This window comes from Micromonospora sp. NPDC049204 (assembly GCF_040647935.1).
In the GTDB taxonomy this organism is placed as follows: domain Bacteria; phylum Actinomycetota; class Actinomycetes; order Mycobacteriales; family Micromonosporaceae; genus Micromonospora.
This window is the reverse complement of the sequence record NZ_JBEZDC010000029.1, coordinates 1-15,106: the sequence shown is the minus strand read 5'-3', so window position 1 is coordinate 15,106 and position 15,106 is coordinate 1. Positions and strand designations below refer to the sequence as shown.

15 protein-coding genes and 2 pseudogenes are annotated in these 15,106 nt (G+C 67.7%); 6 read left to right on the top strand and 11 right to left on the bottom strand.

Annotated features, from left to right (window positions below; translation table 11 throughout):
- Position 1 precedes the first annotated feature (1 nt).
- From AB0A90_RS33590 to AB0A90_RS33580, 3 genes and pseudogenes are all read right to left on the bottom strand, one after another.
- Entirely contained in the window at positions 2-211 is a 210-nt protein-coding gene (locus tag AB0A90_RS33590; protein ID WP_357255822.1) for a helix-turn-helix domain-containing protein, read from the bottom strand.
- On the bottom strand, positions 208-1,452 hold the full coding sequence (locus tag AB0A90_RS33585) for a DNA methyltransferase (RefSeq protein WP_357255820.1): 1,245 nt from the start codon (positions 1,450-1,452) through the stop codon (positions 208-210). Before AB0A90_RS33585 ends, AB0A90_RS33590 begins: the two co-directional genes overlap by 4 nt.
- A pseudogene (locus AB0A90_RS33580) lies at positions 1,445-2,102 on the bottom strand (hypothetical protein). Before AB0A90_RS33580 ends, AB0A90_RS33585 begins: the two are co-directional and overlap by 8 nt.
- Before the next feature lie 65 nt (positions 2,103-2,167).
- Here AB0A90_RS33580 and AB0A90_RS33575 point away from each other — a divergent pair.
- Both AB0A90_RS33575 and AB0A90_RS33570 read left to right on the top strand, forming a co-directional pair.
- A complete protein-coding gene (locus tag AB0A90_RS33575; protein ID WP_357255819.1) occupies positions 2,168-2,329 on the top strand; it encodes a hypothetical protein in 162 nt (53 codons plus the stop codon).
- A gap of 185 nt (positions 2,330-2,514) precedes the next feature.
- Entirely contained in the window at positions 2,515-2,970 is a 456-nt protein-coding gene (locus AB0A90_RS33570) for a hypothetical protein (protein ID WP_357255817.1), read from the top strand.
- Positions 2,971-3,104: 134 nt separating this feature from the next.
- Here the strand turns inward: AB0A90_RS33570 and AB0A90_RS33565 are convergent, their stop codons facing one another.
- From AB0A90_RS33565 to AB0A90_RS33545, 5 genes are all read right to left on the bottom strand, one after another.
- Positions 3,105-3,524, bottom strand: a complete 420-nt coding sequence (locus tag AB0A90_RS33565; protein ID WP_357255815.1) for a DUF6334 family protein — start codon at positions 3,522-3,524, stop codon at positions 3,105-3,107.
- Positions 3,525-3,598: 74 nt separating this feature from the next.
- Complete coding sequence (locus AB0A90_RS33560) at positions 3,599-4,261, bottom strand: hypothetical protein (protein WP_357255813.1); 663 nt, start codon at positions 4,259-4,261, stop codon at positions 3,599-3,601.
- Positions 4,201-4,809 (bottom strand): hypothetical protein, encoded by a 609-nt coding sequence (locus AB0A90_RS33555; protein WP_357255811.1) that lies wholly within the window; start codon positions 4,807-4,809, stop codon positions 4,201-4,203. Before AB0A90_RS33555 ends, AB0A90_RS33560 begins: the two co-directional genes overlap by 61 nt.
- Before the next feature lie 114 nt (positions 4,810-4,923).
- Positions 4,924-5,409: a hypothetical protein gene (locus AB0A90_RS33550; RefSeq protein WP_357255809.1), complete on the bottom strand. Its 486-nt coding sequence runs from the start codon at positions 5,407-5,409 to the stop codon at positions 4,924-4,926.
- Between the two features lie 42 nt (positions 5,410-5,451).
- A complete protein-coding gene (locus AB0A90_RS33545) occupies positions 5,452-5,907 on the bottom strand; it encodes a nuclear transport factor 2 family protein (RefSeq protein ID WP_357255807.1) in 456 nt (151 codons plus the stop codon).
- 338 nt (positions 5,908-6,245) lie between these two features.
- Between AB0A90_RS33545 and AB0A90_RS33540 the strand changes: the two are divergent.
- Positions 6,246-7,436: pseudogene (locus AB0A90_RS33540) on the top strand (helix-turn-helix transcriptional regulator).
- A gap of 141 nt (positions 7,437-7,577) precedes the next feature.
- On the opposite strand, the gene AB0A90_RS33535 reads toward AB0A90_RS33540, so the two are convergent.
- A complete protein-coding gene (locus tag AB0A90_RS33535; RefSeq protein ID WP_357255805.1) occupies positions 7,578-8,576 on the bottom strand; it encodes an IS481 family transposase in 999 nt (332 codons plus the stop codon).
- A gap of 159 nt (positions 8,577-8,735) precedes the next feature.
- On the opposite strand from AB0A90_RS33535, the gene AB0A90_RS33530 reads away from it, so the two are divergent.
- Positions 8,736-9,320 carry a hypothetical protein gene (locus AB0A90_RS33530; RefSeq protein ID WP_357255803.1) on the top strand — a complete coding sequence of 195 codons (585 nt, stop codon included), beginning with the start codon at positions 8,736-8,738 and terminating at the stop codon, positions 9,318-9,320.
- 616 nt (positions 9,321-9,936) lie between these two features.
- Here the strand turns inward: AB0A90_RS33530 and AB0A90_RS33525 are convergent.
- Positions 9,937-10,542, bottom strand: a complete 606-nt coding sequence (locus AB0A90_RS33525) for an SGNH/GDSL hydrolase family protein (RefSeq protein WP_357255801.1) — start codon at positions 10,540-10,542, stop codon at positions 9,937-9,939.
- Positions 10,543-10,814: 272 nt separating this feature from the next.
- Here AB0A90_RS33525 and AB0A90_RS33520 point away from each other — a divergent pair, with 272 nt between their 5' ends.
- Positions 10,815-12,131, top strand: a complete 1,317-nt coding sequence (locus AB0A90_RS33520) for an ISL3 family transposase (RefSeq protein ID WP_357255799.1) — start codon at positions 10,815-10,817, stop codon at positions 12,129-12,131.
- On the opposite strand, the gene AB0A90_RS33515 is transcribed toward AB0A90_RS33520, so the two are convergent.
- Positions 12,075-12,788, bottom strand: a complete 714-nt coding sequence (locus tag AB0A90_RS33515; RefSeq protein ID WP_357255797.1) for a hypothetical protein — start codon at positions 12,786-12,788, stop codon at positions 12,075-12,077. The genes AB0A90_RS33520 and AB0A90_RS33515 overlap by 57 nt on opposite strands.
- Before the next feature lie 667 nt (positions 12,789-13,455).
- Here AB0A90_RS33515 and AB0A90_RS33510 point away from each other — a divergent pair.
- Positions 13,456-14,931 carry an arabinofuranosidase catalytic domain-containing protein gene (locus tag AB0A90_RS33510; RefSeq protein ID WP_357255795.1) on the top strand — a complete coding sequence of 492 codons (1,476 nt, stop codon included), beginning with the start codon at positions 13,456-13,458 and terminating at the stop codon, positions 14,929-14,931.
- Positions 14,932-15,106: the final 175 nt, after the last annotated feature.

Genomic DNA, 15,106 nt, shown 5'->3' with positions numbered 1-15,106 from the left:
GTCAGCGCTCCGCGTCGGTGTGGTCGTCGAGCCAGCGTTCGACTTCGCTGCGCCGGTAGCGCAGGGTGTTGCCGACGCGGATGGCGCGGGGTCCCTTGCCTCGGCTGTGCCAGGCGTAGAGGGTGTTCTTCGGCTTGCCCAACCAGGTCGCGACGTCATCGATGGTCAGGAGAGGGTCGGGTCGCCACTCGGCTGCCGTCGGGGTGTTCATTGCCGGCCCGGAGCAGTAGGTGAACCGAGTGGTGGGCGTGGCCCGTCGGGGTCGCTTGACCGCCGGTGGGCGGTGGGGTCGGGCCGTACGTCCCCTGGCGTGGGGTGCGGATAGGGCGGGCACGGATCGGATGTCCTTTCACCATCCCGGTCCGGGTGGGACCGGGGATCGATGGCGCTGCCGCCAGGACTGGCGTTTCCGGGGGGCATCACTTGTGCACGTCGATCCACGCGGTGCGGGGCGAAGTCATCAAGCCGGTCAGCGTGCGCCGTGGTGCGCGCTGACCTGCTCTCGGCGTCGTGTGGGACGGAGATCGCCGGGGCTCTCAGGACCAGCACGTCCTCGTGCTGGACGAGCCATTGCGGGTCACCGCTGGCGATGGCGTCGCGGACGTTCTTCTGCTGAAAGAACGAGGCCCGAGGGATGATCACGCCTTCGCGGACGCCGCATATGAGGGCGATGCACTCCTCGACCAGTTCGAGGCCGGCGTTGATGCCGGCGGCGGCGACCAGGCCGGGGATGTCGATGAGTTCGCCGTGGCGGCGGTAGGGCCGGGCGGTGACGACGACATGCCCGCCGCGCCGTAGCAGAGCCCGGCAGCCGGCAAGGATCGCGGTGAATCCGTCGGCGAGTTGGCCGTGGCTGCGGTAGGCGAGGTTGTCGACGCCGCCGTACTTGTGGTTGATCTTGCGGACCTTGCCGCGTCTCGCGCCAGGGGTGCGGACGTGACCGTGGGTGGACGACCCGTAGGGCGGCGAGGTGATCACGAGGGAGACCTGGCCGTGCAGGCTGGCCGGCAGCAGTGCCGGAAGCGCGGTCGCGTCCCCGTGGTAGATCTCGCCCCGGCCCGGCGCCCCGGCCTGAAGGGTGTGGCGGATGTTGTCGGCGGCCTTGGCGACCCATTCGGCTTCGTACTCGACGCCGACGCCGTGGCGGCCGAGGTGCATGGCTTCGATGATGGTGGTGCCGATGCCGGCCATGGGGTCGAGGACCACGTCACCGGGGTTGGTGTAGGTGCGGATGGCGTAGCGGGCAATGGTCGGCAGCATCTTGCCGGGGTGCGTCAACGACTCCGGGGTGTATCGGCCGCGCCGCAGGTCCCGCGACGCGGTTTGACCGGTGAGCCAGACCGAACCGAGGTAGCCCTCGGCGAGCAGTGCTGCCAGGTGGGACGCGCTGGGGTGCGGCGTTTCGGAGTCGTGGGGGTCGCCGATGTGGGACGGCGGACGGGACTCAGGCATGGGCGCTCTCCTCGCCGGTGGCGGTGGTCCCGAGCACGACCAGATCCCGGAACGTCGGAAGGTGGCGGCCAGCGAGCAGGCGGCGGCCGTTGTCGGCCTCGTCGGGGTGTTCCGGGGCGGTGCGTGGCTCGTGCTCGGGCAGTGGGACGACAACAGTGGGAATGTGCTGTTGGTAGAAGAAACCGACGCCGCGGGCTGCGGCGATGACCGTGGCGCGGCGGCTGAACTCACCCCGCTGAGGCTGCGAGGCGGTGAGTCCGACAAGCAGGAACCCGCCGGGGCGTAGCAGAGGCCGCCAGGATCAGGTCGGCACGTGGGCCGGGGCGCCGCATGGCGTGGCGGGTCCGGTGTTCGGGGGTGTGCGGCAGGAGCCGCACGTGCAGGCCATGGCGACCGGTGACCAGCCGGGCCGATATCCGGTCCAGGTAGGCGGTCGCAGCGATGGCGGCGGGGTGCGCGTCGAGGTCGAGCACCACGTCGCCGGCTTGGGTGTAGCGGCGGATGAGGTAGGCGAGGTGGCTCGGGGATAGCCCGTGCCAGTCTGGCACTCCCGCATGGGGCGTGCTCGGGAGGCGGGTTCGGGGAAGGAGCAGCCCGGCCGGTGCCGGCTGAGGCCGGTCACCGGGGGCGGTGGAGTTGGGCTTCGGCATGGGCGTGTGGGCCACGTCCGCCGACAAGCGCTGACACTAGGGGGATTACAAATCCGAGCCTCGGATTGGAAACCGCGCTCGCCGCCGAGCCGGGCGCTCCGCTCGACGCCGCCCAGTTGAACAAGATCTTCAACGAGTTGAACGCGCAGGTCAGACCCGTCGAGACGCCGACTGTCGACGACATCCGTCGGCGTACGGGCCAACGTGCCCAACTGGGTACGGCCTAACGTGCACAGGTCCGCCATCCTGCCGTCGATCTGGCATCAGCTTCGGCGACGCTCGGCTGTCCGAGCCGAGCCAAGATCGTGATAACTGAGGGTGACTGTTCGGCGCATGAGCCGCAGCGCGCATCGCGGCATGAGAGTGCGCTTTCGGGCCAGCCCTGTGGGCGCCGATCGCGTACCTTGCAGGCATGCCAGTGGCATCCGCCGACGCACTGCAAGCTGCGGTCGCTACCCCGCCAAATCGTCGCCTCGCAACGATTGCGTTCTCCCTAGCGCTGGTCGCCGTAGGGCTGGTCGGCGGCTTCGGGGCGGCCAAGCTTGCCGACGATCCGCACACCGCCAAGCCGGAGCTGCTCGTTGGGACGGTCACCTGGTCGAACGACCAGATCAGGTCCATCGCCTTTGAGGAAGACGAGACCTTACGGGGCCCTCTCGATGGCGACACGATCTACTCAGTAATCGCCGAAAGCTGGCAGGACGTGAGCGGGACACTGCACAACGACGGTACCTATCCAACCTGCCTGGCCGGCGAGAAGGACGACCCCGTCTCAGAGGACCGGCACCGGGTCAAGCTTGAGGTCCTACACCGAGACACAGGCGGTCAGCCACAGCACATCGTCGTCCACGTCCACTGCCTCGATTGATGGCATGAGCCCGGGCCTGCGCTTCTGGCTCTACCTCGGCCACGAGACCGACCGGGCGCCGGCTTGATCCGGTTGTCGTGACACTGCGTAGCGCGCGATCGGCGGCATGTGGGTGCGTCTCAGGACCAAGCCGTCTACGGGACCGGCACGTCTTTCGCCTGGCGGACGTGGAGGCGCGAGGCCATCGCGAGGTACTGCAACGTCGTGGTTGACGACCGTGTGCCCAGCTCGATCTGGAACGCGTCCTCGTATCCCTGCTGATTGCGAAGCACCCACCGCCAGGCGCAGGCCATGCCGAGCAGGTCGGCGTAATGCTGATCCATTCGGGTGGGCACCGCATCCGACACCCAGTGACGAAGCTGCGGCCGTTGCTGCGGATCGAAGGAAATCTCGACCGAGTCGTCGTCCGGATCAACTTCCACCTGGAGGTATCCCTCGTGGAAGCGGAATTGGACCCCCACGAGCCAGGCAGGGTCGTCCATGTGCGCCATATGGACGACCTCAGCCAGATCGGTCAACACGGAAGGCCCGCAAGGAAACACGTCATGCGCCACAGGGCGATCATGACATCGACGGCGCCGGCCGAGGTATCCGCAATTCGGCATGAGTGTGTGCATCGACGTGCTGATCAGCCCGGCGGAAAGTTCCACCGCACGGGTAGGCGGCCGTCGCACAGGGCGCAGGTGAAGTCGTCGTCCCGCACGATGTTCCGCTCGCCGCAGGCGGGGCATCGACGGAAGATGACCTGGTCGGTGAAGGTGCCGGGATGCGGTACGTCCAGGCGGTCGAGTGCCCTGGCCACTGCGGGCCAGGAGTCCGGGTCGGGGCAGTAGCCAGTCGACTGATTTGTCACCTCGGCGACGCGCCAGCCGGTCTCTGCGGGAGCGAACCTTGTCTCCCCGGCGGCGAGGACATCCTGACCCTCGGCAAGGGCGACGTGTTCGCTTCGACGAGGCGCCAGCCTGAGCATGCCGTCGAGAGCAACGACGAACGTGAAGGGCTCGATGACGTCTTCGCGATCCCGCTGGGCGAGCCAGCCGTCGAGCGAGGCAGTTGTGTCGACGGCAACGGCGTCCACGGCCGCGGTCCCCTGGCCATTCAGCTCCGCCGGACCAACGTAGCGGTACCGTCCGATCTGCCCCACCACCGGACGGTCCCACACGACGCCGGGCGGCTCCACACGTTTTGATTGCACCGCGTCGTCACGGTGGGAGGCGGGCTTCATCGCTCTCACAGATAGTCGAAGAATCGAGTCGACCAGGTCGCGTCGTCCGTCGAGACGAAGACCCATCCGTTGGGCCCGTCATACGGCGTGGCGAGGATGTGCTCGGGCACGATGAGGTAGCCGAGCCCGGTGAGCGCCGGCTCGATCCGCTGCCGGTCGTCGGGGTGCAGGTGAGGCTTCTGACCGTGCGGGCTGGAAGACCCGTAGGTGGCGAGGTCACCGAACTTGCTCACACTCACGGTCGCGGACAGCGGGATCCGTGTGCGCTTCGTGCGGCTGCGGCTGGCCTCGGCGGGAATCCAGATGCTGCCGAAACAGGCGGAGTCCTGGGCCAGCCCCGAATCGCACGGGCAACCGTAGGCCTCGCTCAACCGCTCGGCGAGCCGGTCGAACCGGGCCTGGGCCGCAGCGTGGTCGAAGTGCCGTGGCACCTCGATGCCATCACCTTCACCTCGCGCCACCCGCTCGTCCAACGCCACCCGCATCGGCTCCGGCATGGCCCCCTCCACCAAGGCCCGCAGGATCGACTCCGGCCCGATGAGGGCCGTCACCGGCGCAACCGGCTCGTCCAGCGCCCGGAGCTTCGACCACCAATCCGCGTCGGTCAGTGTCACGCGTGCACATTAAGCCGGCAGGCTGCGGGGTAACCAGCTGTTTGTGCCGGAGCGGCTGGACGCCAAGAACTCGTCGTCATGCACGCCGGAATCACGTACCTGTGCGAGTACGTGTCAGCTGGGCTGTGCCTGGTCGACCAGCGCCTGCCCGAGTCCTTCGAGGAGTTTCTTACTGAAGGCACTCTCAAGGTCGGGCGTGACGGCCGTGACGAGGGAAAGCCCGGCAGCGACCAACGTGGCCGGATACGGGCGGAAGCCGAACTCGCCGCCGTAGGGATCGCCTTTGAGCTGGATCTCGACCACGGGTCGAGCGGCGGGCCGATACAGGATCGCGAATGGTCCCTCTTCGTGCTCCATGAGGCGGTAGCCGACCTCGTCCCATCGCTCTTCCATCCGGGTGTCGCGAGCGACGAGGATCTCACCCATGCCGATCGGCACGTTCGTGCGCACCGCCGGCCAGGGCAGGAAACGCTCCCCGTCCGCCCCAGTCATAGCCACCACCATGTCGGGCCAGCGGCGATGAAGATCGTCCAGCATCATCCGGACGGCGGCCGCCACTGGTGCGCCGGTGACGAACACAGTGTCGGAACCCGTGATCATCGCTCTCCGTTGACAGTGGATGGAATCGCCGAGGCTGCCCACTCACTCGGGCATGGTGGTGCTTTCCTGCGGACAAAGCGCGGTCAGCAGACTGTCGAGTTGACCCCAGGCCCGCGCACTGGAGATGTGGTCGATGTAGTCACGGGACTCGATGATGAGCCCGTCGCGGATACGCAGCACGAAGACACACGGCACTCGGAACGTCTCGCCTGTCTCGTCGACCCGCCCCTGATAGGCGAACTCGGCGACGATCACCTCTGGGTCGGCGGTCTCATGAATCGTCACGTCGACCGGCTGACGCTTCAGCGTCCGGGCGACCGGAGGCGGCGCGGTGAAGTGCTCGTGCAGCTCACTGCGGCTGAGCAGCGCAGGCGGGTCGAGCGGGTGGAACGGATGCGTGACATGGGTTTCTTCGGCGTACAGGTCAGCCAAGTCTTCGTACGGACCGTCGCAGACACCGTTCACCAGCCGGAGGAAGGTTTCGCGTGGGCTGCTCATGCCGGGCTTCCTTCGAATCGGTGGATGTCACCTGTGGCATGCCGAGGACTCCATCGGGGAATGGCCGGCATCCCATCGCCGGCACCCTACCGACCGCAGCCCCGATCTGACTGCCCCGAAGCGCTCCGTCGGCCGTATCGAGTGCGTTGGCATCGGCCATGAGCGTGTGCAGCGACGTGCCAGCAGGCCCCGCCGGCGGGGCGGCACCGGCGGGGCCTGGGCGACGTGTCCTGGCCCCAGGTGCGGCGGCGACGATGAGCGGTCGGCACGAACTGTGATTGCTCGATGTACCGTCCGTAGCAGTGGGTTTCGGATTCGGCGTGAGCTGTGTCTGGGTGGTGGATTGGGGCGTCGCCGTGTCGCATGTTGATCCGCGCTTCGGTGTGCAACTGCGTGCGCTTCGGGCCGAACGTGGGCTGTCGTTGCGGGCGCTGGGCCGACTTGCTCACCGAGGCAAGAGCCATCTGCACGATCTGGAGACCGGTGCGAAGGCCCCCACCCCGAAACGGCAAGCCACCTCGACGACCTGCTGCGAGCCGGCGGGGCACTCGCCCGTCTGGTGGACGAGCCCGTCGACCACGACACCGAGGCCGGGGAGTTGCTGGCTCGGGTGCGGGGCAGCGATGTCAGTGCCGAGACGCTCGCTCGGATCGAGGCGGGGGTGGATGACCTGGCAAGCACGTACGCAACGATGCTGCCGGATGATCTGCTGCCGCTCGTGCGTCGCCAGCTGGCCTATGTGGGGCGGCTGCTCGACGGTCGCGGGACACTGGCGCAGCGCCGACGGCTCGTCGTCGCCGGTGGTTGGCTGACGGTGCTGCGGGCGACGGTGCACATTGATCTGCTGCAACAGCCCGCCGCAGGCGCTCATCTGTGTACGGCAATGGCTCTTGCCGAGCATGCTGAGCATCAGGAGATCCAGGCGTGGTGTCTGGAGACGCAGGCGTGGGACTCGCTCACCCGGGGCGACTACCGGCGAGTGCTGGACCTGTCGCGGCAGGCGCAGCGGGTGGCTCCTCGGGGTGGTTCGGCGTACATCCAGGCGACCGCCCAGGAGGCGCGGGTGTGGGCGCGGTTGGCTGACGTGCGGCGGACACGTGCGGCGCTGGATCGTCTGGAGCGGTTGACGGCGAACCTGCCGGTGCCGGAGCGGGCCGAGCACCATTACCGGTACGACCCGACGAAGGCATTGGCGTACACGGCCACCACGCTGGCATGGGCGGGGGACCCCGGCTGCCGAGCAGATGGCCCGGAGTGCCTTGGCGGATCTGGATCCGCGCGGCGATGGCGGTGAGCGGCCACGGCGCTCTGCTTCCGCCCGTCTGGATCTCGCGATGGCCCTGTCGGCCGCCGACCAGCCGGACGAGGCCAGCGTCGCCGCCGCCGCCGACGCCGTTCGGTCGGGGCGGGTGGTGTCCTCGAACTGGTGGCGGGCGCGGGAGGTGCTCCGGCGGGTCGAGCACACCGGGACGGCGGAGGTCGCGGCGTTCCGCGAGGTGTACGAGGCGTACCGACCCGTGACTCGATAGCGGACGGCACGCCCGACCAGCGGACACCCGCCTGCTTGTTCAGCGCGCATTGCGGCCATGTGAGTGCACTTCTGGCGGGGTCCCAGTCGTCGCGGGTGCAGGCCCTTGCGTCGATGGCCGCGAAGGCAGACACGTGGATAGCTAGCTGTACTGACCCGTGAGGTTGGGGACGCGGCTTGCGGGTGGTAGGCCGTTGAGTGCGGTGTGTCCGCGGTGGTGATTGTAGGAGTGGATCCAGCCGGGGAGGGCTTGTCGGCGTTCGGTCTCGCTGGTGTAGGGCTGTGCGTAGGCCCATTCGTCGAGCAGGGTGCGGTTGAACCGTTCGACTTTGCCGTTGGTCTGGGGTCGGTAGGGCCGTGTGCGCTTGTGGGTAATCCTGGCGTGGGCGAGGGTGTCGCGCCAGAGATGGGAGCGGTAGCAGGCGCCGTTGTCGGTGAGTACGCGTTTGACGGTGATGCCGGCGTTGGTGAAGAACGCGTGCGCGCGTTGCCAGAACGCCGCGGCGCTCTCGCGGGTCCCGTCGGGCAGGATTTCGGTGTAGGCGAGCCGGGAGTGGTCGTCCACGGCGTTGTGCAGGTATTGGTAGCCGAGGTTTGGTCGGTTGGTCAGTTTGCGGGGGCGGGTCGGATCGCGGTGGGCTGAACGGTTGCGGCTGCCGTCGGCGCGGCCGTGGACGCGATGGCCGCCGCCGTCAGGGATGTTGCCGAGTTTCTTAATGTCGACGTGGACCAGGTCGCCGGGGGCGTCGTGCTCGTAGCGGCGCACGTTGCGGCCGGTGGCCCGGTCCAGATGTGTCAGACGGGCCAGCCGGTAACGGGTCAGGACTCGGTGCACGGTGGCCGGGTTCAGCCCGAGCAGATAAGCAATGCGCGCTGGTCCCCATCGGCGCAGAATCCGCACTTTGATGATGCGTCGTTCGGTGCGCGTCGGGGTCTGTGTCGGGCTGTGGTGCGGGCGTGAGGGTCGGTCAGCCATCCCTGCCACGCCCTCGACGCGATAACGGTCGGCCCACCGTTTCGCGGTGGTAGGGCTGACCTGGAACCGTTCCGCAGCCCGGCGCAGCGGCCAGTCGTCGTCAACGACACAGCGAGCCAGCCGCAGCCGGCCGGTCTCGGACAAGGGTGCATTACGGTGGGGCATGAGGGCCTCCGCTGGTTCGGGGTAGGACGTCGCAATCCACACCGAACCCGAAGGCCCTCACCTATTTCAAGATCTCCCCGTCACCAACGTCCGTGGTCAGTACAGCTAGCGGTCAACGTGGGGGCGGCCATGTTGGACTGTCATGGCTATGTTGGTCTCGTGGATGTACCCGCAGTCGCCAGCGCGATCGGCCAGGTGGCCGGCGCAGTCCTAGCGATTCCCACTGCATTCGTCGCGTACTTCGCATACAGGACCGCGAAGAGTTCAGCTGATGCGACATCGACGCTAACCAAGATCGAGGAGACTCGCTTACACGCGGAACTCCGGCCGCAATTTCAAGCGACGGCGAGGCTAGTGAAAATTCCTCCGGCTCGCTCCAACATGGTTTTCGTCAGTTTGGAATTGGTCGGACCGCTTGCCCTTCATTGTCTCGATGAAGTGGTCGTCCGCCTTTGGCCGCGTTTTGGCGTTGAGGATCCGGGCGAGCCGTACCGCCTACTTCATGGGGATACCTGGCAGCAAATCGGGCGGAATTGGTTCCACTCTGAGCGGCGCGGGTTGGGGGTCGAGATGTCGGACACATGGGTCACGGCCAAGCCGCATCATCGGCCGCCAATCAAGTTAGTCCTGGAATGCCGGTTCGGCACCCACGAGCCCTGGATTGTTCCAGTCGAGGTCAAAGAGATCGATGTGCCCACCCAGCCGATCCGCTTCCCTCCACCGGTTGATGGTCGAATCGCGTAATAGGGGCTCTTCGAAGTTAAGCGGGGTTGAGGTGTCCGAGGTGGCGTCGGGTGGCCGCGGTGCGGGTCCGTAGCCGCTGATTCAACGCGTTGCGTGGAATGGCTCAGTGTCCGCCGTGGGTCTCAGCCCGGCGACGTACCTTGCGGAGCAGGCGCGCCACCACGATACGATGGGCGCCTGAACCTATGACCAATTGCTGATAGACCCATCCGTGGACTCCTGGAAATCTCGCGTACGTTCGAGCGCTGAGCATCATTCCTTCAGGCTGTGGATCCAGGGTCAAAACCAAGGCGTACCGCGAGAATCGATGACGCCCGGTGAGCCGCACGAGACGCGCGCGTGGCTTGTGAGACCTCGAATCCGGGCCAGGTCGCGCCTTCGTCGAGAGGCGTCCCAGCGGCTTGGCGCGGCGCTGCGCCTAGCAGACAGGCGAAGATTCCCGTGCTCAGGCCTGAAGGACCTGGGAGCACTGTGGCGAGAGAACGCCATACCGCAAGCGCGGGGGCTGACACGAGCAGGCGATGTTCGTCGATGAACGGAAGGTCGTTGTCCATCACTGTCCAGTTCTGGGCGCACGAGGGGCAGGTCTCCTCCTCGTTTTGGCCACATTGAATGATCAGGAGCAAAGCTCGCCGAGGGCGAGGTGGCCTGCGACATATCGCGCCCAATGACGGTAACCGAAGGCCGAGAGGTGGAAACGGTCTTCAGCGAAGTAGTCCGGTCCTGCAGGCGGGAAATCCGGGCCTTCAGGGGGGAAATCCGCCGAGCTGATCCACGTTGCCCGCGGCCGCTCCGCACAGATCTGCTGAGAGGCCTCATCGATTGCGGCCCCGCGCTGGGCGAGGTAACGACCCAGGGTGGTCGGTAGCGACGGGAAAGCCTCGAAGGGTGGGACCCCGGTCACGACAACGTGCTCCGCGCGCTCTGTTAGATCGTCAACGATGGCAGCGAGATCATCGCCCCACTGTTCGGGGGCGCGTCGGGCGAGGACGTCGTTAGTGCCCGCGATGAGCACAGCAAGAGTCAGGTCATCGCCGAGCTGTGGTAGGAGTCGGTAGCGGATGCGGCGGGCGGTCGCAGCGTCCTGCCCGACCACTTCCCACTGGACCGGCCGGCCTGTGCGTGCGACGAGTTCACGCGCGAAGCAGCCTGGGAACCCGTTGTCATGTGTGTCAACTCCGCAGCCAGCTGCGGGCGACTCGCCCAGGACACCGATGCGCACCAGCGGTCCCGAGGCGTCCCCCACAGTTCCCGTGGTTGGGCCGGCAGCTGGGGGTGCCCCTCTGGTCACAAGGCGTACCCACAACGCCTCAGCGGCGACGACGGGCAGTAGAAGCGGGTTCACAATATCGTCTCCTCGGAGGGCGGCGAATCGCGGAACTTCGAAGTTGAGCGGGGTTCGCGGCTGACGGCGACCCGGATATAGGAGCTCGCAGCCCATCGGTGATCATCTGAGTGTCTAGATCGGACAGTCACAAGTGAAGAGCTGCGAGCATGGTCAACGATACGACCCGGCTGCTGGGCCTGGACGGCCTGGTCGCCGAGCGGGTCGAGCTGGACGCCGCGGGCGTTCCCGTGGTGGACCTGTCCACCGGTTGTGAACAGGCACGATGCTGCCCGCAGTGCGGTCAGCGGGCGGTACGCGTGAAGCAGTGGACCACGACCCGCCCGCGTGACCTGACGGTCGCCGGCAGGGCGGTGCGGCTGCGCTGGCGTAAACGCCGCTGGTACTGCGCGACACTCGCCTGCCCTCGCAAGTCGTTCACCGAGCAGGTGGCCCAGGTCCCAGCCCGCTCGCGGCTGACCGCCCGGTTGCGGCAGGCGGCCGGGGCGGCGGTCGCCGACCGCGGCCGCACGATCGTGCAAGCCGCCCGCGATCACGGCGTCTCCTGGTCGATCGTCGCCGCCGCGTTCACCGCCCATGCCGCCGCGGTGTTGCCGACCGAGCCGGAGCCGGTCGCGGTCCTCGGCATCGACGAGGTCCGCCGCGGCAAGCCGCATTGGATCTGGGACGAGCGGGCCGGATCGTGGACGGTCACCGCTGATCGGTGGCATGTCGGCTTCTGCGACCTGTCCGGTGGTCAAGGTTTGCTGGCCCAGGTCGAAGGCCGCACCACCGCTACGGTCACCGGCTGGCTCGCCGCACGTTCACCGGCCTGGCGCGAGCAGGTCACCGCGGTCGCGATCGACATGTGCACCGTGTTCAAGGCCGCGATCCGCCAGGTGTTGCCGCACGCGCTGCTGGTCGTCGACCACTTCCACGTCGTGCAACTGGCCAATCGGGCCGTCACCGAGGTCTGCCGCCGGGTCACCCTCACCCAGCGCGGACGTCGTGGCCGCAGCACCGATTCCGAATGGCGCATCCGTAACCGGCTGACTCGCTCGGCGGCCCGGATGAGCGGCAAACACGTCGACCGTCTCGCCGACATCCTCGACAACTTACCGGCCAAGATCGGCGCTCCGATCCTGACCGCGTGGAACGCGAAAGAAGACCTGCTCGACCTGCTCGCGACCGCCCGCACCCGGCCCGACCGAGAACTCGTCCACGGACTGTTGCGCCGCTTCTACAACCGCTGCGCCGCCTCTGACCTGCCCGAACTGCACCGGCTCGCCACCACGATCGAGACCTGGTGGCCGCAAATCAACGCGTTCCTGACCACCGGGATCACCAACGCCGGCTCCGAAGGAACCAACCGCGTCATCAAAACCGTCGCCCGCGACGCCTACGGCTTCCGGAATCCGGAGAATCAGCGGCTACGGACCCGTACCGCGACCACCCGACGCCACCGCGGACACCTCAACCCCGCTTAACTTCGAAGAGCCACGATAGTGCGGCGTGACGTAGCCATCGTCGATCGACGGGAAGCGCAAACCCTCCACGTACCGCAGGGTGTCGGCGGTGATCGGGGGCCGACGCAGAACGGCCAGGTTCGCCTGGTGCAACAGGACCGACTGTCCGGCCGGGCCCGGGCCGGGCTCGGGCGGCATCAGCAGGGCGGTGAGTCGCGCCAGCCCGGACGACTGCTCACCGGCCTGACGGGCGAGGTCGGCGCGCAGCGAGTCCTGCCCGGCCAGGATTGCCCAGATCAGGAACTCCCTGACGTCTGCCGCGAGCTGGAGATACAGCGTGCGGTACCGGTCGAGCGCGTCTACCACCACTTCGTCAGCCAGTTCCGGGGCAGCCAGCCAGGTGCGCCGCTCGCCGACGGCCAGCCCGGCGAAGAATGAGTGACCGGCGGCGACTGCGCGGCTCAGGTACGGCTTCAGTTCGGACCGACCCGCGAACCCGGTCGGCATTGGAATCTCCGACCGGGCCAGCACCTGCACCAGGTCTTCGCCGTCCCGATCGGTCAGCAGCCGGATCCGCTCTTCACGGGTGACCTCCAGCTCTGCCCACACCGGACCTAACCGCGCTTGCCATGCCTCGAACAGCGCTGCCCCCACGATCGCCGTGTGCGCTGCCTGCAACAGCTCGAACCTGTCGCGACCGGTCGCCCCCGACAGCCGCCCGGCGCCGGCCGCAACCAGTCCGCGTAGTAGCCGAACCGCCTCGTTCTTCTGACAGAAACACCGCGGCCTGCGCCCCGCCGAACACTGCCGGCCCTGCCGCTAGGATCACGCCGCCGAGCAGACTGTCCAGAAGGGTCAGCGCCTTCGAATCGTGCCGGCCTAGAAGACGCAGCGCGCCCTGGTAAGTGAGAGCGGGAACCATCCCCGAACTCTAAGCGCCTGCAATGATCTTGTACCCGCCCAACGTGCTTGAGAAGACCGTTCGAGGTTGGTCCGGGCCGGTCGGCCGGCGGTCCGCTGCGCAGCGCCAGGATGGTGGCAACCGTGCCGACCGCAGCCAGCAACGCACTGACGATTCCAGCGATCCACCTGGCCCCAAGCCCCGAGGCAGCAAGTTCCCGGCCAGTGGGGCGTCGACCGGGTTGGATGCGACGGCCGCACCCGGTGGCGCGACGAATGGACGGGCATTAATGTAAACAGGTATGACGTGTGACGTCGGTCTGCGTCGGTAGACGAGGCTCGAACCACCGCCGCCCACGGCACCAACCGTATCGAACTGGATCGGTCCGGCAACACAGGCTCAACCCGCCACCACCACGCTCCACCTCACCGCCGAGAGGACCCGATGAATGTGAAGAGACGCTTGCGTCGCCTGATGGCCGCCGCGGGGACCGTGCTGGTTCTCGCCCTCGGCGCCAGCATCTACGTGGTCTCGGACGCGCCGGGAGTCGCCCGCGCCGCCGGCACCGGACCGTGCGACATCTACGCCTCGGGTGGCACCCCGTGCGTGGCCGCGCACAGCACCACCCGTGCGCTGTACGGCGCGTACAACGGCCCGCTCTACCAGGTCCGGCGCTCCTCGGACAACACCACCCGCGACATCGGCGTGCTGAGCGCGGGCGGCTACGCCGACGCCGCCACGCAGGACACGTTCTGCGCCAACACGAACTGCGTCATCACGATCATCTACGACCAGTCCGGCCGCAACAACCGCCTCACCCAGGCCATGGGTGGCGGCGTGCCGGGCCCCGGCCCTGGCGGGTCGGACAACCTTGCCGACGCGAAGGCGGCGCCGATCACGATCGGCGGCCAGAAGGCGTACGGGGTCTACATCGCTCCCGGCACCGGCTACCGCAACAACAACACCAACGGCATCGCGACCGGCGACCAGCCCGAGGGCATGTACGCCGTCCTCGACGGCACGCACTACAACAACGGGTGCTGCTTCGACTACGGCAACGCGCAGACGAACGCCATGGCCGACGACATCGGCATCATGGAGACCATCTACTTCGGCAACAACAAGGTGTGGGGCTACGGCGACGGCAACGGCCCCTGGATCATGATGGACATGGAATGGGGACTCTTCTCCGGAGTGAACCCGCGATACAACCCCATGGCGCCCATCAACCACCGCTTCGTGACCGCCATCGTCAAGGGCGAACCGAACCACTGGGCCATCCGGGGCGGCAACGCCCAGGCCGGCGGCCTGACGACCTACTTCGACGGACGCCGCCCCAACGGCTACCACCCGATGAAGAAGGAAGGCGCCATCCTGCTCGGCATCGGCGGCGACAACAGCAACACCGCCCGAGGCACCTTCTACGAGGGCGTGATGACCTCCGGCTACCCGACCGCGGCGACCGAGGACGCGGTGCAGGCCAACATCGCCGCCGCCGCGTACGCGCCGTCCGGTGGCGGTAACCCGACACAGAGCGTCCAACTCGTCGGTGCCCAGTCCAACCGCTGCGTCGACGTGCCGAACGGCACCACCACCAACGGCACCCAGGTCCAACTCTGGGACTGCGTCGGCAACACCGCCCAACGCTGGACCCACACGGCCGGCAAACAACTGCAGGTGTTGGGCAACAAGTGCCTCGACGCCAGCGGCCAGGGCACCACCAACGGCACCCAGGCCATCATCTGGGACTGCCACGGTGGCACCAACCAACAATGGAACATCAACTCCAACGGCACCATCACCGGCGTCCAGTCCGGGCTCTGCCTCGACGCCAGCGGCGCTGGGACCGCGAACGGCACCAAGCTCCTCCTCTGGGCCTGCAACGGGCAACAGAACCAGCGGTGGTCCACCCGCAGCTGATCCGTAGCACCACCCGATCGGCGGTGCCGCCTCCGCGAGTCTCACGGAGGCGGCACCGCCGGCGGGGGCGGCACCGGGTAGCGCGCGGTGCATACCGGGCAGCGCGGGCGCGTTGTTGGTGGCGACGGCCGTGACCTCGGGCTGGGTCACGAGCCGCAGTTGCACGCACGCCGCG

Bases quoted from the DNA above. Each gene is read 5' to 3' on its own strand.
- AB0A90_RS33590 (WP_357255822.1), bottom strand. From the start codon at position 211: ATGAACACCCCGACGGCAGCCGAGTGGCGACCCGACCCTCTCCTGACC.
- AB0A90_RS33585 (WP_357255820.1), bottom strand. From the start codon at position 1,452: ATGCCTGAGTCCCGTCCGCCGTCCCACATCGGCGACCCCCACGACTCC.
- AB0A90_RS33570 (WP_357255817.1), top strand. From the start codon at position 2,515: ATGCCAGTGGCATCCGCCGACGCACTGCAAGCTGCGGTCGCTACCCCG.
- AB0A90_RS33560 (WP_357255813.1), bottom strand. From the start codon at position 4,261: ATGGGTCTTCGTCTCGACGGACGACGCGACCTGGTCGACTCGATTCTT.
- AB0A90_RS33550 (WP_357255809.1), bottom strand. From the start codon at position 5,409: ATGATCACGGGTTCCGACACTGTGTTCGTCACCGGCGCACCAGTGGCG.
- AB0A90_RS33545 (WP_357255807.1), bottom strand. From the start codon at position 5,907: ATGAGCAGCCCACGCGAAACCTTCCTCCGGCTGGTGAACGGTGTCTGC.
- AB0A90_RS33535 (WP_357255805.1), bottom strand. From the start codon at position 8,576: ATGCCCCACCGTAATGCACCCTTGTCCGAGACCGGCCGGCTGCGGCTG.
- AB0A90_RS33520 (WP_357255799.1), top strand. From the start codon at position 10,815: ATGGTCAACGATACGACCCGGCTGCTGGGCCTGGACGGCCTGGTCGCC.
- AB0A90_RS33510 (WP_357255795.1), top strand. From the start codon at position 13,456: ATGAATGTGAAGAGACGCTTGCGTCGCCTGATGGCCGCCGCGGGGACC.